16 protein-coding genes, 1 pseudogene and 1 riboswitch are annotated in these 22,691 nt (G+C 43.0%); of the genes and pseudogenes, 11 read left to right on the forward strand and 6 right to left on the reverse strand.

All coding sequences use genetic code 11. The features are described 5' to 3' along the window. The first annotated feature begins 133 nt into the window (after positions 1 to 133). Genes gmtY through greB form a run of 4 tightly spaced genes read left to right on the forward strand, consistent with a single transcriptional unit; the run spans position 134 to position 6,684 of the window. Positions 134 to 1,414 carry a gamma-mobile-trio recombinase GmtY gene (gmtY, locus tag OCV12_RS00590; protein ID WP_261885100.1) on the forward strand — a complete coding sequence of 427 codons (1,281 nt, stop codon included), beginning with the start codon at positions 134 to 136 and terminating at the stop codon, positions 1,412 to 1,414. Next, positions 1,404 to 5,561, forward strand: a complete 4,158-nt coding sequence (gene gmtZ / locus OCV12_RS00595) for a gamma-mobile-trio integrase GmtZ (RefSeq protein ID WP_261885101.1) — start codon at positions 1,404 to 1,406, stop codon at positions 5,559 to 5,561. The genes gmtY and gmtZ overlap by 11 nt, the downstream gene beginning before the upstream one ends. A 1-nt stretch (position 5,562) precedes the next feature. After that, positions 5,563 to 6,186 (forward strand): gamma-mobile-trio protein GmtX, encoded by a 624-nt coding sequence (gene gmtX, locus OCV12_RS00600; RefSeq protein WP_261885102.1) that lies wholly within the window; start codon positions 5,563 to 5,565, stop codon positions 6,184 to 6,186. Positions 6,187 to 6,204: 18 nt separating this feature from the next. Next, positions 6,205 to 6,684, forward strand: coding sequence for a transcription elongation factor GreB (gene greB, locus OCV12_RS00605; protein WP_108195518.1), 480 nt, complete (start codon positions 6,205 to 6,207; stop codon positions 6,682 to 6,684). Here greB and OCV12_RS00610 read toward each other — a convergent pair. After that, a complete protein-coding gene (locus OCV12_RS00610) occupies positions 6,681 to 6,995 on the reverse strand; it encodes a helix-turn-helix domain-containing protein (RefSeq protein ID WP_108195517.1) in 315 nt (104 codons plus the stop codon). The genes greB and OCV12_RS00610 overlap by 4 nt on opposite strands. A 103-nt stretch (positions 6,996 to 7,098) precedes the next feature. Between OCV12_RS00610 and OCV12_RS00615 the strand changes: the two genes are divergently transcribed. The 5 genes from OCV12_RS00615 to OCV12_RS00635 all read left to right on the forward strand — a co-directional run bounded on the left by OCV12_RS00615 (position 7,099) and on the right by OCV12_RS00635 (position 13,476). Then, on the forward strand, positions 7,099 to 7,629 hold the full coding sequence (locus tag OCV12_RS00615) for a hypothetical protein (RefSeq protein ID WP_261885103.1): 531 nt from the start codon (positions 7,099 to 7,101) through the stop codon (positions 7,627 to 7,629). Beyond that, a complete protein-coding gene (locus OCV12_RS00620) occupies positions 7,623 to 9,002 on the forward strand; it encodes a DEAD/DEAH box helicase (RefSeq protein ID WP_261885104.1) in 1,380 nt (459 codons plus the stop codon). The genes OCV12_RS00615 and OCV12_RS00620 overlap by 7 nt, the downstream gene beginning before the upstream one ends. A gap of 301 nt (positions 9,003 to 9,303) precedes the next feature. Further along, entirely contained in the window at positions 9,304 to 11,139 is a 1,836-nt protein-coding gene (locus OCV12_RS00625; protein ID WP_261885105.1) for an AAA family ATPase, read from the forward strand. Beyond that, on the forward strand, positions 11,132 to 12,037 hold the full coding sequence (locus OCV12_RS00630; protein WP_261885106.1) for an ATP-binding protein: 906 nt from the start codon (positions 11,132 to 11,134) through the stop codon (positions 12,035 to 12,037). Before OCV12_RS00625 ends, OCV12_RS00630 begins: the two co-directional genes overlap by 8 nt. Beyond that, positions 12,037 to 13,476: a DNA-binding transcriptional response regulator gene (locus tag OCV12_RS00635; RefSeq protein ID WP_261885107.1), complete on the forward strand. Its 1,440-nt coding sequence runs from the start codon at positions 12,037 to 12,039 to the stop codon at positions 13,474 to 13,476. The genes OCV12_RS00630 and OCV12_RS00635 overlap by 1 nt, the downstream gene beginning before the upstream one ends. 284 nt (positions 13,477 to 13,760) lie before the next feature. Here OCV12_RS00635 and OCV12_RS00640 read toward each other — a convergent pair. After that, positions 13,761 to 13,910, reverse strand: a pseudogene (locus OCV12_RS00640) (transcription elongation factor GreB); the annotation flags it as partial. 177 nt (positions 13,911 to 14,087) lie between these two features. On the opposite strand from OCV12_RS00640, the gene ompR reads away from it, so the two are divergent. Beyond that, entirely contained in the window at positions 14,088 to 14,807 is a 720-nt protein-coding gene (ompR, locus tag OCV12_RS00645; RefSeq protein WP_008218409.1) for an osmolarity response regulator transcription factor OmpR, read from the forward strand. Between the two features lie 166 nt (positions 14,808 to 14,973). Then, positions 14,974 to 16,269: a two-component system sensor histidine kinase EnvZ gene (envZ, locus tag OCV12_RS00650; RefSeq protein WP_176680708.1), complete on the forward strand. Its 1,296-nt coding sequence runs from the start codon at positions 14,974 to 14,976 to the stop codon at positions 16,267 to 16,269. 362 nt (positions 16,270 to 16,631) lie between these two features. Here the strand turns inward: envZ and recG are convergent, their stop codons facing one another. The 4 genes from recG to gmk all read right to left on the reverse strand — a co-directional run bounded on the left by recG (position 16,632) and on the right by gmk (position 22,248). Then, positions 16,632 to 18,710: an ATP-dependent DNA helicase RecG gene (gene recG, locus OCV12_RS00655; protein WP_261885108.1), complete on the reverse strand. Its 2,079-nt coding sequence runs from the start codon at positions 18,708 to 18,710 to the stop codon at positions 16,632 to 16,634. Between the two features lie 359 nt (positions 18,711 to 19,069). Continuing rightward, positions 19,070 to 21,196 carry a bifunctional GTP diphosphokinase/guanosine-3',5'-bis pyrophosphate 3'-pyrophosphohydrolase gene (spoT, locus tag OCV12_RS00660; protein ID WP_261885109.1) on the reverse strand — a complete coding sequence of 709 codons (2,127 nt, stop codon included), beginning with the start codon at positions 21,194 to 21,196 and terminating at the stop codon, positions 19,070 to 19,072. A gap of 39 nt (positions 21,197 to 21,235) precedes the next feature. After that, positions 21,236 to 21,508, reverse strand: a complete 273-nt coding sequence (gene rpoZ / locus OCV12_RS00665; protein ID WP_009848003.1) for a DNA-directed RNA polymerase subunit omega — start codon at positions 21,506 to 21,508, stop codon at positions 21,236 to 21,238. A 116-nt stretch (positions 21,509 to 21,624) separates the two neighbouring features. Then, positions 21,625 to 22,248: a guanylate kinase gene (gmk, locus tag OCV12_RS00670; RefSeq protein ID WP_017629495.1), complete on the reverse strand. Its 624-nt coding sequence runs from the start codon at positions 22,246 to 22,248 to the stop codon at positions 21,625 to 21,627. A gap of 301 nt (positions 22,249 to 22,549) precedes the next feature. Beyond that, positions 22,550 to 22,649: riboswitch (purine riboswitch) on the forward strand. Positions 22,650 to 22,691: the final 42 nt, after the last annotated feature.

The following is a 22,691-nucleotide window of genomic DNA, read 5'->3' on the forward strand; positions in this document are numbered from 1 at the left end:
TCAACTATATACTAAGTAGTATATTAAGATTTCCTTAGTATTTGAGGTGGCTGATGAACTATGACAAGAGTTGGTCTGGGTGGCATGACTATTTAGAACAAACGAAGAAATGAGCTTCGTAATAAAGCGTGGAGTGAACTACATAGCTGGTACAGGCCGGCTCTCGTTTCGCTTTCCAGCGCTTTTTACTGAAAATGGCTTGCTGATTTCTCACTTGAGATTTTTGCACGAGAATCGCTACAAATCTCAGTCGTGGCTAGAGCGCAATACCTTCGCTGTAGAGCTTCTTTTAAAGTACATAGAGCGCCAATTATCAAGCTTCTCATCGGCTACAGATCTGCTAAGAGCTTTTGTTGAAGCGTTACAGTTTGGAACGATTCAAGATGGGCAAGATAACTCGGGTTTGTTCTGGTCTCCTCGAAGAAGTGAAGATGTGAATGTTCTTCTTCGTCATATCACTGATTACTGCGACTACTTAGACACAATCCATGGTACTGATTTACCGAAGCTAAATCCCTTGAGGAAAGCCAATTATGCAGAAGAACGCTTGCAGTGGTGTGCTTATTACAGAAGGCACAGTCGTAGCTTCCTGAATCACTTAGCTAAACCATCCCGACAGCAATTCTCAGTTGTTAGAAAGATTCGAGGACCTGAAAGGCGCCTAGTTGATATCGAAGCGGTATATCGCTTTCCAGAAGACCGAATTGAAGACTTACTGCTGCATGGGTTTGTTTCTGCTTCAGGAGAACCGGATTATGGTAGTCAGTTAATCGTAATGTTGATGCATTTTGGTGGGCTACGATTGTCAGAGTGCTTTCATATATATACCGATGATATATCTATAGAACCACAGTCAGGTGCAGGTATTGTATCGGTTTTCCATCCTAGTGATGGAAAGTCTCCAGATGAACGTTTCAGTAATCGAAGAGAATATTTAACTCATAAATACCGACTGAACCCGAGGAATGAGTATTCGAGAAACCATGGGCTCTACGCTGGCTGGAAAGGACCTTTGCTTACAAATCGCAACCTGTCCTTTGATGTCATGTTTTATCCCGCAAGTAAAGCCGTTGAGTTCACTCTGTTACTGCAAAAATACCTTGCGACTAGGCCTACTTCAGAATCTCCTTTCTTATTTGTTAATTCAAAAGGTCATCCAGAAAGTAAAAAAAATTTCAATCAAAAGCACAATAGAGCAATTCGAAGAATTGGACTCGAACCCTCCAAGTCACTAGGGACAACTCCGCACGCACATCGCCATTCTTATGGATACAGGTTAAGTAAGAATGATTTCTCTCAGCTAGAAATTCAAAAAGCGATGCATCATAAAAGCCCGGACAGTTGTTTGGTGTACTTAAAGCCTACGCATGAAGATGTTCGAGTTAAAATGAGAGGGCTACTGAATGAAACTTAATAGATATAAGACATTGTCGGAAGCTTCATTAGCGGCTAAAAAGCTAGGATTTAGCTCTCCAACTAAGTATAAATATTCTTACAAGCAAGATTCCCTGCTTCCAGCAACACCAGACAAATTTTATGTAAATGAGTGGATTAGTTGGTCCCATTTTTTGGGGATTCCCGAGAGAAAAAAACATTATGCCTCTATGCATGAAGCAATGAAGGCAGTTGCAAAGCTTAATTTGCAGAAAAGAGGTGAATATTATCTGCGCTACAAGGAAGATGATCGCCTACCATCAAACCCAAATAGAACCTACAGTTCAGAATGGAAAAACTGGTCACATTTTCTAGGTAAAAAACAAAAGGCTCTTTATTCGAGTTTACACGAGGCTCAAAATAGTGCCCGAAAACTAAGAATCTTATTTGTTAGTGAGTATCAACATCGCTACAAAGAAGATCCAAAATTACCTGCAAATCCTGACAAGGTATACGCAAGTGATTGGATTAGTTGGCCCAGCTTTCTTAGAGGTGAAGATGGTGAGATCTATGCTCAGCTCAGGTATGCCTCTTCAGCAGTACAAAGGTTAGGAATCAAAAACAAATCTGATTATCGACTGCTCCATGTTCAGGACTCAAAGTTACCCCCTAATCCAGATGAGTATTATTCCACTGAATGGATATCTTGGGAGCAATTCCTAAGCAAATGTAAGAAAGAGTATTACGAGACTATCGAAAAAGCGTCTATGGCTGCGATAAAGCTGGGTATTAAAAGCATGGCAGAGTATCGAGCGCGCTATAGAGAAGACCAGTCATTGCCCTCCAAGCCCTACACTTTTTACTCTGAAAACTGGATTAATTGGCCAACGTTTCTCGGTCGACCAATAAAGAAAAATTATTGTACGCTCAAGCAAGCTCATCGTTCTGTATTAAAACTAGGCATAAAATCATCTAATGAATATCGATTCCGCTATACAGAAGACCATTTATTACCAGCAAAACCTGAAAGAATCTATGCCCATGAATGGCGCGGATGGTGCTGGTTCCTTGGAAAGCAAGTAAGGGACTTCTATCCAACATTAAATGAAGCAATCAGAGCGGTAAAAGTACTTGGGATAAACTCATTTAATGAATATCAAGAGCGTTACCGAGAAGATGAGAAACTTCCCACAAACCCTCAACGTTTTTACAAAGGTGAATGGCTCAATTGGCACCATTTTTTTTCTAAAAATGAAAGGACGGTTTATTCAAACATAGAAGCTGCACGTGCCTCAGTACAGGCCTTAGGCATCACCACCATAGTTGAGTATCGAGTTAGATATAAAGAAGATCCCTGTCTGCCGGCAATGCCGGAAAGAACTTATGCGACAGATTGGTTAAGTTGGTGGGACTACCTGCAACCCAAAAAGATTCTAGATCTAAAATCATTTAAAGCATGGTGTCGTACGCTAAGAATAAAAAACTCTGTCGAATATAAAAAAGCTAGGAAAGTACACAGTAATCTACCCTCTAAGCCAGAAAAAATGATTCATGATTGGACCGATTGGTTTGATGCTTTGAATATCCCGCGGCCATATTTTTATAAAGAACTAGAAGCTTTAGTTAGAAAAAATAGTATCAGGACTTTATCTGAGTACCGAGAATTCAGAACGTCATCCCAAGACCCTAGAATACCAGTTAAACCAGAAAAGCATTACCAAGGAAAAGGCTGGACTAATGCTTATGACTTTTGGGGAATACCACGCCCCTATCAAGTAAAGTACTTTACAGAAGACTGGCGACTTTGGGCTGAGAAAATAACAGAATTTCTAAAAACAGCACGTGGAGGGGATACTAAAGCTAAAGATTTATGTGAGTTTGTGCGCGAGTATATTGAACCGAACAAATTGGGGAACTGCCCTCTAGAGTTTTTAACCCGTAAATCAACCAACATTCAACCAATGCTCGAACTACTAGAGCAGGTCCCAGTTACGCGTAAGAAAAAATGGATTTACTCAATCAACGAGTTTTTGGATTGGGTCATATTGAATTACTTGATAATTGAAGATGAAGAAACTGGAGAAGTTGCTCATATCAAAGGTGCTAAAAACCCCTTGGGACACATCAAATTTAATGGCGAGACTAATATTCAAAGTGTCAGTGAAACCAACAAACTAGCTTTACCCTATCAGTATGTTAAGGAGGGACGTGAATGGATCTTTCCAGCAGATTCTATTACTAAAAAACTAACTTTCTCAGACTTAGCACACCTGAATAATTTTCCGGCTGACTGGGTACTAGTCGATGACGAGTCGTTATTGGATAAAAAGGATCCTGATTGTGTTTTTAAAATTGAGGAAGGAAGAGCTTACCTTTGGTTCCCTGTGTACTGGATTTATACCTACTCGCTTATGCAGCTTCCAGCTAGAGGAATACAGATCGTTTATTGTGATTCTGGTGAGGCAGATTCTGAAGTCGCAGACTTTAAAAGTGGTCAAGTAGTATGGAAGAAGAATAAGACTAAACTAGCTAGTTTAACCGTCAGGCAAGGCATGGTGAGTAAGTCTGGCAAAGATGAATTTGGCGTCCATTACACCTCAAACAAAACCAAGTTTGATGGCTCAGGTTATACCATCCCTTTTATGCCAATAGAGTTAGCATATTGGTTGATAAAACTCAGAAAATGGCAACAAAAGTACAATCCGATTAAGGAACCGACGAAGTGGCTTAATTGTAAGCGCACCAACCTGAATGAAACACAACGTAAGCAAAAGGGTATTAACTGCTTTCTATTTAGGGATTACAGGGAACAAGAACCTGGTACTTTTGGGGGACGTTTAACATCTAGACTCGCAGCAGCACTCTTTTTTTCACCAAAAAGTGACTATACAGCAGCAACCTACAGAGGATTATCATATACAGAGGCTATAGAGGAACTCAAAGATAACACTCAAATTGCTCTGTCACATTTTAAGTCCCCTTATACTCCCCACTCAATGCGCGTCAGCTTGATCAACGCATACGCGTATGAGTTTGGTATTCCTTTAGAAGTCATAATGAAATTGGTAGGCCACTCCAGCATCATAATGACAATCTACTATACCAAGAGCGATAAAACAGGCGCTAACTTACGAGAGAAAATGGAGATGGGAGAAAGGGAAGCGATGAGCAAAGCAACACAAACGCTCAGGTCGTTTGTGGAACAACAGAGAATTGAAGAAGTGAAATCACAGTTGGTAGGGTCATCTGTGGATCTACTAAGTTCACTCGACAATGCTCGGCCGGCCTCCAGCTACCTATGGAAGGACTTTGGTATCTGCCCTGTGGGAGGTGCTTTTTGCTCGGAAGGGGGCTTCCCTGTAGCCACAAAAGCCAACATATACCACCCAGTACCAGCAGGTTATTTAGGAGAGCAGAACTGTTTTCAGTGTCGATTCTTTATTTCCGGCCCGGCTTTTTTGGTTGGACTTGCAGCTATGTTCAATGAGATAAGCCTAGCCGTAAACACTCAATCTATACGGTACACTTCGCTTGGACAGAAGCTTGATGATATTGCAGAGAAGATAGATGTCATTGATCACCAACTTTACAAAATAAAAGTAGATAGCTCAGAGAAATCGGCTTTGGAGTCCGATAGACGTGAGTTAGTTGGAGAGCGTATGCATTTGAACTCGGAAATTGAAACACGAGCGAAGAAGCTAGATTTGTACCTCTCAGACATGAACGCGATTCACCGACATATCCATAACTGTCAAACTCTTATGCGTAAGCCACCAGAAAACACTGCGAATCACTACCAACTTATTGTTCCGCATGAATTCACATTAGGTGTAGAGCTAGATGAAGTAAGCAATTTCCACCAACTATCAGAGGTGTGCTCGAACGCTGAACTATACCATAGTTGTAGCGATGATTTGGCAGTAACCAGACGCTCCCAAATGATCGACAAAATGATGGTTAAAAACGGTATTCAGCCGCAACTCTTTTTACTGTCAGAAGAGGAACAACTCTTAGTGGGGAACCAGTTAACAGAGTTAATGCTGACAAGGTTGAAAGGCTGGGAGGACATCGACCGTCTTATGGGTGGGAGTTTGACTTTAAAGGACTTATCGATAGATAACCAGTTCGACGAAAAGATTATTCGTGAACTATTTGAGCAGTCGAAACCACTAAATAGGATCGGTTAGCATGTCAGAAATGACTCCAGAGCAAGTACTGAATCAGCTAAAAAAGAAAGCTTCATCTCGGGTACAGAACTCATTAGAGGCCGTGTTTACCATATGCAAGGAACAACAAGAGCGCGGATTGAACGACTTTAGTTATTCAACGATAGCTCGTCTTGGAAAAGGGCGAGGCGTTCCCGCTGCACAGAGCATTCGAAACAAAACCGGTGAATCATATCGAACCTTAATTCATAGCTTCAACTCTTCAAGCAAAGACCAACTTCGACCAGCTAGAAACTCCTCGAAAGGTAAAATGCATGCTTGGATAGACGAACTCGACGATCCAGTAGTTAAACTTCAAGCTAATATTCTCTACTCTCAGAAAAAGGAAGCGGAGCGATTGCTCAATGAAGTGGTTCCTATCAATCAGGTCATCGAGGTGTTCGATAATGTTGATGTATCCGTTGCATCTATAAAGCTCACTGAACTGGAGCGAAGTGCATTGGAGTACCTCATTTCTAGTGAGTTTTTGCGCAGACATCAATTGGAGCTTGGAAAAAATGGCAGTATAGTATCGAGTGATACTCAAAAGTCATTTTTCCCTGTTGCGACTTTGGATGCAATTAAAAAGGCGCTACAGAACTTATAGATAACTTGGATTGTAGAAGTGAAAACAAAACTAATCACCAGAGAAGGTTATAACAAACTTAAAGCAGAACACGACCATCTATGGAATGAGAAGCGTCCAGAGATCACTAAAATCGTTACATGGGCAGCGAGCTTGGGTGACCGCTCAGAAAATGCTGACTACACCTTCAACAAACGCTTACTTCGTCAAATAGACCGTCGTGTGCGCTTCCTTCGCAAGTTTCTCCCTGAAGTGACCATCGTAGATTATTCTCCTCAGCAGGAAGGAAAAGTCTTTTTTGGCGCGTGGGTTGAAATTGAGAATGAAGCCGGTGATGTTAAGGCATTTAGAATTGTTGGCCCTGAAGAAATTTATGGTGACGCAAAAGGCTACATCTCAATTGATTCACCAATGGCAAGAGCATTGTTGAAGAAGGAAGTTGATGATGAAGCAACGGTTCGTACACCGGAAGGTGACAAAGAATGGTTTATTAACTCAATTAGATACAACAAATCCTAGTTTACCTCAGAACTACTCAACTTACTGATGAGCTCCTGCCTTTCTTCCTCACTTAGTCTTGCAATCAAGCAAGCCAACTTGGCAGAGCTTTCTTCCTCACAAAAAAAATAGCTTAAAGGAACACCCAACTCGTCAGCCATTTTCTTCAATGTACTGATATCCGGTGTATGTTTTCCTTTCTCGTACTGATTCATTCGCGCACTAGCCGAACTTTCATCGATACCAATACGCACTCCCAATTCTTTTTGGGAGATCTTTGCTTTTTTGCGTACCTCTTTGAGCCGCATTGGAATAGGGTTGTCGATCGACATTTATGATTCATACTAATTGGCTCTATGTGACTAAGATTTTCTTAGTTTTACTGATCTCTGTATACTAAGCAATCCTTAGTATTTTAATTGGTATAACTGGTACATGAAACGTTCTATAAAAATCAGTGCAGTAATGCACAAGTTGTTGATTGAAAAAAGAATGGATGGTTTTTCTGTTATAGAAGCCAGGGACGCTTCATTAAACATTGAAGATGGCATAAAAAACCTTGATGAAGCTCGGAAGAAGGTTTATCGCCAAATATGGCAATATCAGCAAAGGGGTTGGCTTCGAAGTGAAGGTGAAGGAAGGAACAAAAGGTATTTTCAAACCGAACAATTTCTAGAACTCGAAGTTGTGGCTCGAAGAAAGTCTGAACGTGAAGTTTCGGTAACGCAATCTACATCGGATTACTCTGTGCTATTCCGAGAGAGCAACGAATACAAAGGTGAATTGGAGATCGTGCTTGGTGAAATTGATGAATACCATTCATTAAAATGTCGCTTCCCTGAACTTGAGAGCCGGTTAGTTCCACTGTTACAGCAAGCAAGAGAACGTTCAGCGCAGTTGCTTGGAAAGATGAATGGATTGGAGAATGTCCTGAAAACTCTCTCAGAGGGCGACCAACCGTGTTAAGACAGTGGCAGGTAGAATGTTCTGAAAAAGCGTTACAGAAATTTAGGGCAAATCAACAACACTTCTTCTGCCAAGCAACTCCTGGCGCTGGTAAAACGGTGCTCGCGGCAACAGTTGCATCAAGGTTGCTTAACAATGATATGGTCGACCTTGTATTGTGTTTTTCTCCATCTTTAACTGTTTCTGATGGAATTAAAAGGACCTTTTCCCAAATACTGAACTGCACTTTTAATGGGGGCTTGGGCTCTATTGGGCAGTCACTAACATACCAATCTATTCAATTCCTTAATGATGATTTTTGGAAGGCGCTACGTAACCATCGAGTATTTGTTGTATTTGATGAGATTCACCATTGCTCTGGGTCTGAACTTGAAAATGCGAATGTTTGGGGCCAACAAGTACTAATGAAGATTCAAGGGCTTGCGACTTACACGCTTGCTATGTCAGGTACCCCATGGCGTTCAGACTATCTACCAATAGTAATGTCTGAATATAGTGAGCCTGAAGGTCAAATCCTCGTTGACTATCAATACACCTTAAAGCAAGCAATTGCAGATAAAGTTTGCCGATCTCCAAAGTTAGTGCTGGTTGATAACGAACATCTTTCAGTGACTAGCGATGAGAAAGTTGAATCGTTTTCTTCAATCTTAGAAATGCTCAAGCAGACCAAAACTTCATATCAAAGTGTTATACATAATCAGGATGCGATGGAGTATTTACTTGGGCTCGGCTGTAAGAAGCTTGCGGAAATTCGAACTCAATCCCCTAATGCTGGAGGGTTAGTCGTAGCCTCTTCTGTTCAGCACGCTCAAACAATCCAAAAGATACTCTCTCAAAAGTACTCTCAATCTGTATCAATCGTTACTTATCGCCATGAAGAACCTTTAGCCGAAATAGAACGTTATCGTCAAAGTGATGCTCAATGGATTGTAAGCGTTGGAATGATCAGCGAAGGTACGGATATCCCGCGTCTTCAAGTTTGTTGCCACATGAGTTCTATCAAAACTGAGCTGTATTTTAGGCAGGTGCTTGGGCGTATTCTTAGAGTTAATGAGGCAGTAAATCAACAAGCGTGGTTGTTTACTTTTGCAGAACAAAGCCTGATAGAGTTTTCTGAGCGGATTGAGCAAGACATCCCAGAGTCTTGTATTTTCATTCGGATAGATACCCAAAGAACATTTGCCGCAAGTGAATCTGGTCGAGAGGAAGCGACTAAGGGTTTCAATATTGATCTCGTAAGTAGTGGTTTTGATTTGAGATGGAATGGTTCCGTTGAGCGTGGTGATATGGTAGGCGCGGTTCCTAAACTCTCTAAAGAGGTTCAGTTTGGAAGGTTCAAGAAGCGTATTATTTCAGCATTTCAAACAGTTTGAAGGCAGGAAACACGCATCATAAGCTTAAATCTGTTGGGGTAGTTATTTCAGAAGTGGTCTAGAAAGGAAGGAAAGAGTATCCGCAATCTTGGTTTGAAACGGGAAACTAAACGTTAGCTCATGCCTATTACTTTAGAGTTTCACATGAACATTATAGTGAAAGGAAGTAGTGCATACTTTTACCAGTGCATTTAGTCTATCAACACATGTAGAGTACTATAAGATATTGATGTGTTTAGTTAATATCTATGTATACTAAGTAATCGCTTTGAACAGTTAGCTTCGTGGGACGGGATTGTTGATGGGTAATGTATTTATTGAAAAAGTACAGGTGGAAGGTGGTTTCCTAGATGGTATGAGTCTAGATATGAAAAATGGGCTAAATACCGTGATCGGAGCAAGAGGTACGGGGAAGTCCACTTTTATAGAACTCATAAGATACTGTTTGGACATCAAAGGTCATACGGCTGAATCCCACGCGAAGTCTTTAGCACACGCGAAATCTGTGCTGAAAGATGGACAAGTGATGGTCACACTGTCAGACGGAGTTAACTCATACTCTTTTTCGCGGACAGCGGACGGGGAAACTATCCCACCAGTTCATAACGATATTCAGCTTCCCTTGATCTTCTCTCAAACAGAAGTGGAAAATATCGGATTAGTTTCTAGCGGGCGCTTGAAGCTTATTGATGATTTTATTGGCAACACAGACAGTTGGGATTTAATAGAGCTCTCGTCTATATCTCAAATTGAGTCTTACTCATCAGAGATTATCAAGCTTTCAGATAACGTTAGTGAGACAGAAGATAGACTCATAGCTCTCCCGAAGCTGAAACTTAGTTTGGTCGACTTGATTAAAGAGCAAGAAGCTTTGACAACGGCATCTGAAGACGTCAATAGCAAAAGCAAAGCATTATCTGAGCTTTCCGACTATTACCTAAAGGTTACTAGTGATATTGAGCAGTTAAGATACTATATATCAACACATGAAAGCACTAGAGATGAAGTTCATCACATAGTTTTAAGCCCTAGAGATAATCTAAACCTTTCAGATTCAGTTTCTAATGATGAATATTCTAAGATGTTAGAAAGTTGTACTGAGGCATATGATTATTTGGATCATGCGTTTTCTAAGTTTGATGAGCTAATTGATGTTGCCCAGTCTGAACTGGGAAAATTACTTCTCCTTCAATCAGATATCACCAAAAAAGGTCAAGGCTTGCGAGCGGAAGTTGACACTCTCCAAAAAGGTGCTGGTGAGTTGTCGAGGAAAATCCAAATTTGCAAAGAAGAAATCGCAAAACTAGAAAGTATTGAGAAGAGTAACCACGATAAAGCTAAAAGGATAGAGAGCGTAAAACAAGACAGAAACCTAGCCCTTGCGAAGCTTGATAATGTGCGTAGTGAAAAGTCTCAAAAAAGAGAACAGGTTTGTAACATGTTGAGCCAAGCTTTGGCTCCAAGAATTAGGGTGAACCTCGAAGAACGTAGTCAATTAGACGAGTATCAACAGGTAATCATCAATGCCTTGAAAGGCAGTGGTATAAAGTACAATGAACTAGCGCCTCTCATTGCAGAGTCCGTTCCTCCTCAAATGCTTTTAAAAATTATTGAAGAAGATGACATCGACTCATTTTTATTAATGCTAAGCATTACAAAAGATAGGGCATCTAGGGTTATTAACGCTCTGAAATCGAGTATTAATTCAGTTGCCACGGTAAACCTTGAGGATGAAGTAATCCTAGAACTTTTAGATGGGTCTGAAACGAAAGGGTTGGCTGAGCTTTCTACTGGACAACGATGCACTGTTATTTTACCAATTATTCTAGCTCATAAAGATTTTGCTTTAATCGTGGATCAACCAGAAGATCATATCGACAATGCATTTATCGTAGAAACATTGATTGCATCAATAAAGAGAAGGAAAGGGCAAGGGCAAACCATAGTTACAACGCATAATGCGAACGTACCTGTTTTGGGAGAAGCGGAAGAAGTTATTCACTTAAATTCTGACGGTACCAGAGGGTATGTACTTGCTTATGGGCCATTAATGCAACCAAATATTGTTGACGCTATTTCTTCTGTAATGGAAGGCGGTAGAGAAGCATTCAGATGTAGAGCTAATTTTTATGAGTAATGCTGGATATCAACTGGCCAAGTCTAATCTTACTTCTAGCGATCAAATGAAGCGCTTCGAAAGTGCAGTGTACTTCTCGAATCACACTCATACAGATATGAAAAAGGAATTGGAGGCGACCCGGCGTACTGAAAGGGTTCGTCATATAAAGTTAGCTTTGGACAAAGCGCTTTACCGACTATCGAATAGCTCTGCTTCCAACTTGGTTGAAATAGATCAGGGTTTAGAAGGTGAACAACCTGAAGACTTGAGAAAGCACCTAAAAAACCAAGCGATTGACGAGTTTTCTGGGGTTATTCTGCATGAGTTAGCACCAAAGCTAGGACTGCTCAATGAATGCCTTAAGAGCGAGATTGGTAACTATGAAGCCAGTCAGGCCAAGCTATATATCGATCGATTAAATCAGATTTTTTGCGCAATCGAAAGTTTGAGAATGTCGACTCATGAAGCAGAAAGTATCGAAACAGATCTGTCCCAGCTAATTAGGAACATAGTACATGAAGAGGTTTGTGGTGACATGGGAATAAGTGTGAGCTTGGAAGGTGCTCAGCCATGTATCATTAACTCCGACCCAGATTTACTCACCTTAGCTCTTTCTAATGCAATAAGGAACAGTTGTGAATCCTTACTGATGCTAAAAGAGGTAATGCATAAAACACTCACTGTTTCATGGGGTCGTAGTGACAAAGACTCGTGGATATCCGTTATAGATAATGGTATTGGCTTCCAAGGGGATCCCAAAGCTGCTTTCAAAATTGGAAATACGAGCAAACAAGGACACACTGGGTTTGGGATGGGAATTATGCAGCAAGCAATGGATAACATTGGTGGCTATGCAGAGCTTTCTAACGTTGAAACTGGTGGAGCGAAGTTATTATTAAGGTGGGGGAATTTTTAGTGTCTAACAGGCATTTTAATGTCTTAGTTGTCGAAGATGACTCTGACATAGCAGGTTTTATAGAGAGTACTTTTAGAGCGGAATGTGCTCAGGTGAATATTTCAATTGTTTCATCTCGGGATGAGGCTTTTGAGCTCTTGGGTTCAGGCGCATTTTTCGATTATGTAACTCTTGATCTCTCAATCCCAGATGTGTCTGGAAGTTTTGAAAAAGATGCTTCAAATGGGTTAGCCGTTCTTGGAAAAGTCATTGAAGTGTCGGCTGGTACTCCTATCCTCATACTCACAGGTACAAGTACTCCTGATATGTTCCAAGATTTTTTGGGGAATTCTAACCAAGTAGATATATGGGGAACGGGTAAGGAGCGAGGGACTATCGAGCATCTTACGAAGACTAGAATTGGAGAGTTGTCTGATAAGATAAAGAAAACATACTCTGATTTCTCGTCTATCTTAGAAGTTGAACTTTTGACTGGTGCTGAGTCATTGCCGATAGAGCATGACAGACTACTTCGCGTCTTCACTAACTTTTATGGTGGTAGTCTAGGTGAGGTTCGCCAAATTGGCGGAGGATTGTCAGCTGCGAAAGTTTATTCGGTTCAAATTCAAGACACTTCAGGGTGCATTATTCATAGAGCTATCTGTAAGTGTGGCCCTAAGGAAGATATAAAGGCAGACGCTGACAACTATAATAGCTATATCAATAGACTTAAACCGGAAGCAACACCTAGAATTCTTGGTCATTTCAGGTATGCAGCTGGTTCTATTTGTGGCGTTTTTTATGGCCTAGCGGAGAACTATGATGATTCTTTTTTCAGAGCTAGTCTTAATGTAGTTTTAGATGAAGAACTAGAAACTTCAATAAAATCTATGTTAATGCCCTGGCATTCAAGTTCTAGACACGCACGAAAAACGATTCGAGACATACGGCAGCAATTGGTCACTGATGAAACAGCAACAAGGCTATTTTCTCAGTTTAACTTAGTCGAGGCTCAAGCGTTTGAATCGCAAGGTGTTAATTGCAAAGTATCGTGTACTCACGGTGATTTCCATGGAGAAAACATCCTGTTAGATGTTCCTTCCAAGAAGGCTACTCTCATTGATTATGGAGATGTTTCTGAAGGTATAAGCATTATAGATCCATTGACATTGGAGTGTAGTTTCCTTTTCCACCCTGCAACTTTAGGAAGACTGGGAAGTTGGCCAACAGAAGATAATTTAGCAAATTGGGAGAATCTTGATGCTTATGTGGATGGTTGCCCTGTAGAAAAAAGTATAAGGTTTTGCAGAGAGTGGGCGTATGAGATTGGAGTCGGTAACAGAGAGCTTGCAGCATCTTTGTATTCCTATGCTTTGAGACAACTTAAGTATGATGATACAGATAAGGAAATAGCAATTTCTTTAATTAGTGCGTCATACCGTTTATATGAGCAAAGTTAACTTTGAAAAGCACCGATACTTACAACCTGCAGCAACTAATAGTATGCAATGCTTAACTTCTTAGCATTCCAATTAAACTATCTAAGTAGAGAGTAAACGAAGTTAGTAAAAGAGATATAGAATTTTGTCCGATGGTGACTTAGAGCTGTACTTGTATACTAAGGGGGCAGCGCCACCACTCAATAACGGTAGTTTTAAAATAGTACACATATATAGTATGTGTACTATTTTTGTTTTCAGTAGAGTCAATACAGCAGCCACTTTAGTATTTTTAGAGTGGTTCTAAAGGAAACGTCGGCATTTTCGCTGCGATCGCCAAGGCTTGCAGCCCAAGTCACTTTCTTGGTGACCTCTGGACGATCTTCACGCCACAAAAAGTTAAGCTCTTTTGTGAGTCTTTCATAACCCTCACGAGTGATTAGGTTTGTTTTCATAAATCTGACTTAATGAAATGATGTTCTAAGATAGAATATATAGAAAGGCAACATACGTTAACAATTCTTTAGGCGACTTTTTCTCCAAGAATGTTACATTTTTAATGTCTTATACCAATACACATTTACCAAGAATGCTTAACCTTAGGTTTGAGTTTTAATAGGTGGAACCATTACATGCAAGAAAACTACAAAATTTTAGTGGTCGATGACGATGCTCGTTTACGTGCTTTGTTAGAGCGCTATCTTTCAGAGCAAGGCTTTCAAGTGCGTAGCGTGGCAAACAGTGAGCAGATGGACCGCCTGTTAACCCGTGAAAACTTTCACTTGATGGTATTGGACTTAATGTTGCCGGGCGAAGATGGTCTTTCGATCTGTCGTCGTCTAAGAAATGCAAACAACTCGCTACCTATCCTGATGCTGACGGCAAAGGGTGATGAAGTGGATCGTATTGTGGGCTTGGAAGTGGGAGCTGATGATTACCTACCGAAACCATTTAACCCACGCGAACTGCTTGCTCGTATCAAAGCGGTACTGCGTCGCCAAGTGATTGAAGCGCCGGGTGCACCAAGCACAGAAGAGTCTGTGGTTGAGTTTGGTGAGTTCCGCTTGAACTTAGGTACACGTGAAATGTTCCGTGGTGAAGAGCCAATGCCGCTTACTTCAGGGGAATTTGCGGTACTTAAGTCGCTAGTGACTAACGCGCGTGAGCCAATGTCTCGCGATAAACTGATGAACATGGCCCGTGGCCGTGAGTATTCAGCGATGGAACGTTCTATCGATGTTCAGATTTCACGTCTACGTCGTCTAGTGGAAGAAGACCCAAGCAAACCTCGCTACATCCAAACGGTGTGGGGCTTAGGTTATGTCTTTGTTCCTGATGGTAAGGCTGTGTAAGTCAGCTTAATAAGCTCTACAGCAGCTTTATTGATTCTGTGATTCAGAATTCTCTATTTACGGGCCATCTCATTGATATGTGATGGCCCGTTTTGTATTCAGGATAATTGTTTAGAGTTATAGTCATATAACGCTTTGTTTTTTCTCTCTACACTTTGGGTGCCCCATGCGCATACGTAGCTCCTTTACTCAGTCGATAGTGCTTTTCTTAACGCTATTGGTCGCTAGCCAAATCTTTTCTTACTACGCCGTGTTTAACTATGCTTTGATGCCGAGTTTGCAGCAGTTTAATAAGATATTGGCACATGAGTTAAACCTAGTGTTGGACCAAGGCAGTGATATCGAAATTGATGCACCGCTGCGCCAGCGTGTGCTTGAGCAGTTAGGGGTAACTGTTCATGCCAAGGACAGTGAAGCCGCGGGCGAGTATTACCATGCAGTAGCGATTGACCTGATGAGTGAGGAGATGACCAAAGAGCTCGGCTCTGAAACCGAAGTGCGGTTGATTCTCGGCAAAGAGAGTTATGTGCTGTGGATGGATATCGATCAGTTGCCCAACTCTCTGATTCGTATTCCGCTGTCTGAGCTACAAGAAGAAGATTTCGCGCCGCTATTTCGCAACAGCTTGATCATGGCGATGTTGATCGTCGCTGGTGGTTGGCTGTTTATCCGATTGCAAAACCGCCCGTTGATTGCGCTAGAGAAAGCTGCGCAAGGAGTGGGGCGAGGTGACATTCCCCCACCATTGCCAGTGCAAGGTGCACAAGAGATTCGCTCGGTAACTCGAGCCTTCAACCAGATGTCGAAAGGCATTCAAGAACTGGAAGAAGATAGGGCTCTCTTGATGGCGGGTATCAGTCATGATTTACGTACCCCATTGACCCGCATTCGCTTAGCGACTGAGATGATGTCGCCAGAAGATGGTTACTTAGCGGAAGGGATCATCAGTGATACGGAAGAGTGTAACGAGATCATCAGCCAATTTATGGATTACCTAAAGCCAGTCGATCGTGAGTCGTTCCAAGCGGTATTCGTGGATGATATTGCGCGTGAAGTGTCGAGCTCAGAAGGTGGCTATGAGGTACAGATTGAAACTGATATTCCGGAATCGATGAAGCCAGCACTGGGTAACCCGATCGCAATGAAGCGTGCGGTGAGTAACTTGGTGGTGAACGCGCTGCGTTACGGTAATGGCTGGGTGAAGGTATCAACTGGCATGACAGCAGATAACAAACTGGCTTGGGTAACGGTAGAAGATAACGGCCCGGGTATTCCACAAGACCAAATCGGTAAGCTGTTTGAACCGTTTACGCGTGGTGACACAGCTCGTGGTAGTGAGGGGACAGGCTTAGGCTTGGCGATCGTGAAACGTATTGTCAGCCAACACCAAGGTGCGGTCGTAGTGAATAACCGTAGTGAAGGTGGCTTGAAGGCTCAGATCAGTTTCCCTGTTAAGCCTTAGTTGTCATCGGTTCGTGTGATTACGATGAGTTTGGTTCGGGGAGTTATTAAGAGATCCCCGACTCGGTCATTCTTCCCTCTCGGGGATGACGGTGTGATAAGTATTCTGGTGTATTAAGCGCAAACGGTGTGCTTAACCTTGAAGCTCTTGCTTACTATGTAGAACTGACGCTAGAGAAAAAGGTTGAGTAAGACTGGTGGTAAAATCTGAGTCGGACGATACCTATCCACAACCTTTCGTCATTCCCTGTCGTGAGGAACGAACGAGTAGGGAATCTCGCTCTTGCTTGTGAAAGTAACGCGCATTAAAAAGGCTTCCTTGTGGAAGCCTTTTTACGTTTTAAGCGGGATTATGAGGGCTAATTACGCCTTAGAATAGACATCGCGTTCACCTAACCAGCGATTGATGATCGCTTTAGCATTGTCTGGGTAGCTATCATGAATATGACGAGCGATACGCTGCACTTCAGGAATTAAGCGTTGGTCACGAACTAAGTCGGCAATCTTAAAATCAGCCAAGCCAGTTTGTTTGGTACCAAGCAGTTCACCGGGGCCGCGGATCTCTAAATCACGCTGTGCTATTACAAAGCCATCGTTACTTTCACGTAGCACGCCCAAGCGCTTCTGAGCGGTTTTAGACAGCGGTGAGTGATACAGCAATACACAATGGCTCGCGACCGACCCACGGCCTACACGACCGCGCAATTGGTGAAGTTGAGCTAAGCCAAGGCGTTCTGGGTTCTCGATGATCATTAAGCTCGAATTCGGAACATCCACACCGACTTCAATTACAGTCGTCGCAACCAATAGGTGAAGTTTGTTCTCTTTGAACTCCTGCATTACCGCTTGTTTTTCAGTAGGCTTCATTCGTCCGTGTACCAAACCTATTTTCACATCAGGCAGTTTTCGTTGCAGCTCTTCAGCAGTATCAGCCGCAGCTTGCGCTTCTAATACTTCAGATTCATCAATCAGCGTACATACCCAATAGGCTTGCTTGCCCTCGTTAAGGCACGCATTACGCACGCGCTCAACAATGTCATCACGCTTGGTATCTGGAATTGCCACGGTTTGAATGGGCGTTCGCCCCGGCGGTAATTCATCAATGATTGAGGTTTCGAGATCGGCGTAGGCCGTCATTGCCAATGTTCGTGGAATTGGCGTTGCTGTCATCACCAACTGGTGAGGGTAGTAGCCCTGCTTTGCACCTTTCTCGCGCAGCTCTAGTCGCTGGTGGACACCAAATCGGTGCTGTTCATCAATGATCACGAGACCAAGGTTTTTGAACTCGACATGTTCTTGGAAGAGAGCATGAGTGCCCACCACCATCTGCGCTTCGCCACTGGCAATGCGCGCCAGTTCAGTCTCACGAGCCTTACCTTTGAGTTTACCTGCTAGCCAACCCACTTGAATGCCCATTGCTTCAAACCAGTTGGCAAAGTTGATTGCGTGCTGTTCTGCCAATAGCTCAGTTGGGGCCATCAAAGCGACTTGTTGGCCATGTTCTAATGCTCGAACCGCCGCCAATGCAGCAACCAAGGTTTTACCTGATCCCACATCACCCTGCACTAAGCGCATCATAGGGTGCGGTTTTTCTAAGTCAGCTTCGATCTCTTTTGTCACTCGTGCTTGAGCATTGGTTGGAGAAAACGGCAGCTGAGCCAGCAATTTATCTTTCAGAGTATTTACTGGAGGAAAAGGCATCGCTTTGTCTTGCTGCCCTTTGCTGCGAACCGACAGCATCGACAGGTTTTGAGCCAATAACTCTTCCATAATCAGACGCAGTTGCGCAGGGTGTTTACCTTCATCAAACAACTCTAGGTCAATGCCCGGAGGTGGCCTGTGAATGGTATGCAGAGCTTGTGCTAGGGTAATTTGGTGGTCGTATAAGCCTGACGGTAGCAGCTCGTTTACTGCTGCTTTGTCGATCAGTTCTAACGCTTGATCAGTCAGATTACGCAGCGTGACTTGTCTCAGCCCTTCAGTAGTTGGGTACACCGGCGTTAGGTTCGCTTCAACGTCTGGTTGCTGCCTTGGGGCAAAGAATTTGTAATCCGGATGGACGATCTCAAGCCCCATATTACCGCGCTTGATCTCGCCATAGGCATGGACTTGTTTGCCTTCGGCAAAGTTGTTCTTCATACCAGCGGTGAAGTTGAAAAAGCGCAGAGTAATCGTGCCATTACCGTCACTGATCTTTACCGCCAACATCTTACGTTTACCGAAAATGGTATCGACGTGCATCACCTTGCCTTGTACAGCAGCCCATAGGCCAGCGTGCAGTTTTACGATCGGGTAGATGCGTGTTCTATCTTCGTAGCGCAAAGGCAGGTGAAACAGCAAGTCCTGTACGTTGTTAAGCCCAACCTTTTCCAGTTTCTCTGCGACTTTAGCGCCGACTCCAGATAAAGAGTTGAGAGGGATAGCAGATAAAAGCTGTGACATAACAAGGCTCATAAACGTAAGAGAGATAATCTATTCAAGCATTTTACTGGATTTTTGTACAGGATAAAGCTTAGAAGCAGATACGGGATGCGAGTAAACGAGATACGAAGAGATAAGAGCAGATTCGTGATGCGAGTAAACGAGATACGAAGAGATAAGAGCAGATTCGTGATACGGGTAAACGAGATTCGAAGAGATTAAGAGCAAATAGGAGCTTGGATTTATCGGGGAATGAAAGAATAGGGCAGTAAAAAAATTAAAGCAGACTCGAAATACGATAGGTTGAGTGGTGAAAAGCTTTTGCTCTTCGCATCTCGAGACTCGTATCTCTCATCTGCTTTATCTATCTGCTTTTAGATCTAGTTCTTACGACGTCTTACTTTCAGCGCGTGTGGCATTACACGTAGCTTCTTCATAATGCTCGCAAGGTGAACACGATCTTTGGTGGTCAGCAAGATTGTCACTGTGTACAAGCGTCCATCGCGTTCTTCGGTTGAAATACCGTGAATGTTAGAGCCTGTTTTTGAGATAACGTTAGTTAACTCAGCCAGTGCACCTTGGTGGTTCTGCAGATCAACCTGAAGTTCAGCTGTGAACTCTTGGTCGTAATCGTCAGACCATTCAACCGCCATGTATTTGTCTGGTTCTTTCTGATAACCACGAACGTTTGGACACGTTTCACGGTGAACCACAAGGCCGCGACCTGGAGATACATGGGCAATGATGTGATCATCTGGAATCGGGTGACAACAGTTAGCGAACGTTAGCAGTAGACCTTCAGCACCACGGATCGGAAGTTTCTTCCTAGGTGTGTCGCTGTTGTTTTCCACTTCAGTCAGTTCGTCAGCATCACCAAGTAGGCGACGAGCAATAACGATACTCATCAGCTCACCAAGACCAATTGATGCGAGCAAGTCTTCAATGTTATCTAGGCGTAAGTCTGACAATACATGCTCAAGGTTCTCTTGGCCGATATCGGCAATAGAGTGTTCACCAAGTGCGTGATTCAGTAGGCGACGACCTAGCGTAATAGACTCTTCACGGCGCATCGTTTTCAGAACCTGACGGATCTTAGTACGCGCACGAGATGTTACTACGTAGTTGAGCCATGCTGCATTCGGACGTGCGCCCGGAGCACTGATGATCTCAATGGTTTGACCGTTCTTCAGCGATTTGCTGAGTGGGTAAGGGTTCATGTCTACACGAGCACCTACACACATGTTGCCGACATCGGTATGTACCGCGTAAGCAAAATCGACCGCTGTTGCGCCTGCAGGAAGCTCGACAATGCGCCCCTTCGGCGTGAACACGAAGATCTCATCTGGGAACAGATCAGACTTAACGTTTTCAATGAATTCGAATGAGTTACCGGCACTTTGTTGCAGCTCAAGTAAGCTCTGCATCCAACGTTGTGCTTTAACCTGTGCGGTTGTGCCATTACTGCTGCGTGAGCCATTGCCTTTGTAAGACCAGTGCGCAGCGACACCTTTGTCTGCCATTTGATCCATATCTTCAGTACGGATCTGAACTTCAACTGGCACCCCGTGAGGGCCGATCATTGATGTGTGCAGAGATTGGTAGCCGTTGGCTTTTGGTACCGCGATGTAATCTTTCATGCGGCCAGGACGAGGCTTGTACAGGCTGTGAGCCTGACCAAGTACGCGATAACAAGTATCTGGGGTATCAACCACGACGCGGAAAGCGTAGATGTCCATAATGGTGTGGAAGCGCTGCTCTTTGGTTTTCATCTTGTTGTAGATGGAGAACAGGTTCTTTTCACGACCAAGTACGCGAGCAGGCAAACCGACTTCTTCAAGGCGGCCTTCGATTTCGCTATGGATACGTTGGATCATTTCCTTACGGTTACCACGCGCAGCTTTCACTACGTTTTTCAGTACGCGATAACGGTTAGGGTAGAGGGCTTCGAAGCCCAGCTCTTCTAGTTCAGTCTTGATGTTATGAATACCAAGACGGTGAGCTAGCGGAGAATAGATCTCTAGGGTTTCACGAGCAATACGACGCTTTTTGTCAGGACGAAGTGCCCCAAGCGTGCGCATGTTGTGAGTACGGTCAGCTAATTTGATCAAGATAACGCGGATGTCTTGCACCATGGCGAGAACCATCTTTCGGAAGTTCTCTGCTTGCGCTTCTTTGCGATCACGAAATTTAAGCTTATCCAGCTTAGATACACCATCAACCAATTCAGCAACGGTATTGCCAAATTTTTCCTCTAGATCTTCTTTAGTGACATCACAGTCTTCAATCACATCATGAAGTAGAGCAGCTTGCAGGGTTTCGATATCCAGACGCATTTCTGCCAGGATTCTTGAAACAGCTACAGGGTGGATAATGTATGGTTCACCGCTTGAGCGGGTTTGCCCTTCATGGGCGTCTCTCGCTACCACATAAGATTGACGCAGAGCCTCAATTTGAGGCTCTGTTAGGTATTCTTGGGCAACGTCTTTGAGGCTATCGAATAGATACAAATTAAAGGCCCGGAAGGTTAATTAGTTCGAATGACGTTCTTAACGAGTGTGAGCGATGCTGCTTACTGCTGCAAGTTCAGCCGCTTCTTGCTCTTGTTGCTCTTGACGTTCGCGAGCATCTAGTACGTCTTTAGTGATAAGACCTTCTTCGATTTCGCGAAGAGCGATAACCGTTGGCTTATCGTTTTCTTCAGGCACTAGTGAATCTTTACCGCCAGTTTGCATTTGACGTGCGCGGCGAGCCGCAATAAGAACTAGGTCGAAACGGTTGCCAACTTTTTCAACAGCGTCTTGAACAGTTACGCGTGCCATGAGGACTCCAAATAGTAATTAACTAATAAATTTTTGATGACGAGAAAGTATACAAGTTTAACTAGAGACTTTCTAGATCACCGTATACTTATCTCAATGGAAAATCTAGTTCTAGATTATTCCGCCAGTAGTGCTGTAAGCATGCCGCTGTATTTAGCTGCTTGCTTATCTTCTTTCAAACGCTCCGCACGAATGATTGCTCTGAAGTCCATTAGGGCTGCATCAAAGTCATCATTCACGATCACATAGTCATACTCACTGTAGTGAGAAATTTCAGACTTTGCTTCGCTCATGCGTTTCGCAATAACTTCGTCGCTGTCTTGACCACGAACATTTAGACGACGCTCTAGCTCACCATTTGATGGTGGAAGAATGAATACACTCTTCGCTTGAGGCATCTGTTCACGGATCTGACGAGCACCTTGCCAGTCGATATCTAGGAATACATCGATACCGCGGTCTAGGTTTTCTTCAATCCAAACGCGTGAAGTACCGTAGTAGTTGCCGAATACTTCAGCGTACTCTAGGAACTCACCTTTATTGATTAGGTCTTCGAAGTGGTGCTTCTCTACGAAGTGGTAGTGAACACCATTTTCTTCACCAGGGCGCATACCGCGAGTGGTGTGTGAAACAGATACCTTCATTGCGTAGGTTGGATTGGTTTCTAGCATTGCTGAGATCAAGCTCGACTTACCTGCGCCACTAGGTGCAGATACGATGTAAAGAGTACCTTTGCCCATCTGTATATTTCCACTGTTGGTTGGATTGAGTGAAGGCGATAAACCTACACTATAAAAGATAGCACTGACCTTAATTACGTTCCGGTAATTGCGCGTATATAGCGGCAACTGGTGAAAATTAGGTCAGAAAAATGGAGGCGAAGAGTAGCATATTTAGATGATTGAGAACAACTGGCTTGATCGTTATTTATTAACGAATGATCTTCTCGACGATCTTCGTAGAAATGTAATGACAGGCCATCGGTACTTTTTTATGTGATCTGGACAAAATTTGTTGAAGTTTTAATCTCAATCCTTACAATCCGCGCAAACGATTAAATGCTGTATATATCTAGTGATATGGACTAGATGTTTCTACTACCGAGCCTACCTTGGTGACTACAGTTTTTAGTGTAGAGACCTCTCTATTCTCACAGCATTTGAATCACCAAATTTTTAATTTA

This window comes from Vibrio pomeroyi (assembly GCF_024347595.1).
Taxonomy (GTDB): Bacteria; Pseudomonadota; Gammaproteobacteria; order Enterobacterales; family Vibrionaceae; genus Vibrio; species Vibrio pomeroyi.

Bases quoted from the DNA above. Each gene is read 5' to 3' on its own strand.
- gmtZ (WP_261885101.1), top strand. From the start codon at position 1,404: ATGAAACTTAATAGATATAAGACATTGTCGGAAGCTTCATTAGCGGCT.
- gmtX (WP_261885102.1), top strand. From the start codon at position 5,563: ATGTCAGAAATGACTCCAGAGCAAGTACTGAATCAGCTAAAAAAGAAA.
- OCV12_RS00610 (WP_108195517.1), bottom strand. From the start codon at position 6,995: ATGTCGATCGACAACCCTATTCCAATGCGGCTCAAAGAGGTACGCAAA.
- OCV12_RS00615 (WP_261885103.1), top strand. From the start codon at position 7,099: ATGAAACGTTCTATAAAAATCAGTGCAGTAATGCACAAGTTGTTGATT.
- OCV12_RS00625 (WP_261885105.1), top strand. From the start codon at position 9,304: ATGGGTAATGTATTTATTGAAAAAGTACAGGTGGAAGGTGGTTTCCTA.
- OCV12_RS00630 (WP_261885106.1), top strand. From the start codon at position 11,132: ATGAGTAATGCTGGATATCAACTGGCCAAGTCTAATCTTACTTCTAGC.
- ompR (WP_008218409.1), top strand. From the start codon at position 14,088: ATGCAAGAAAACTACAAAATTTTAGTGGTCGATGACGATGCTCGTTTA.
- envZ (WP_176680708.1), top strand. From the start codon at position 14,974: ATGCGCATACGTAGCTCCTTTACTCAGTCGATAGTGCTTTTCTTAACG.
- recG (WP_261885108.1), bottom strand. From the start codon at position 18,710: ATGTCACAGCTTTTATCTGCTATCCCTCTCAACTCTTTATCTGGAGTC.
- rpoZ (WP_009848003.1), bottom strand. From the start codon at position 21,508: ATGGCACGCGTAACTGTTCAAGACGCTGTTGAAAAAGTTGGCAACCGT.
- gmk (WP_017629495.1), bottom strand. From the start codon at position 22,248: ATGGGCAAAGGTACTCTTTACATCGTATCTGCACCTAGTGGCGCAGGT.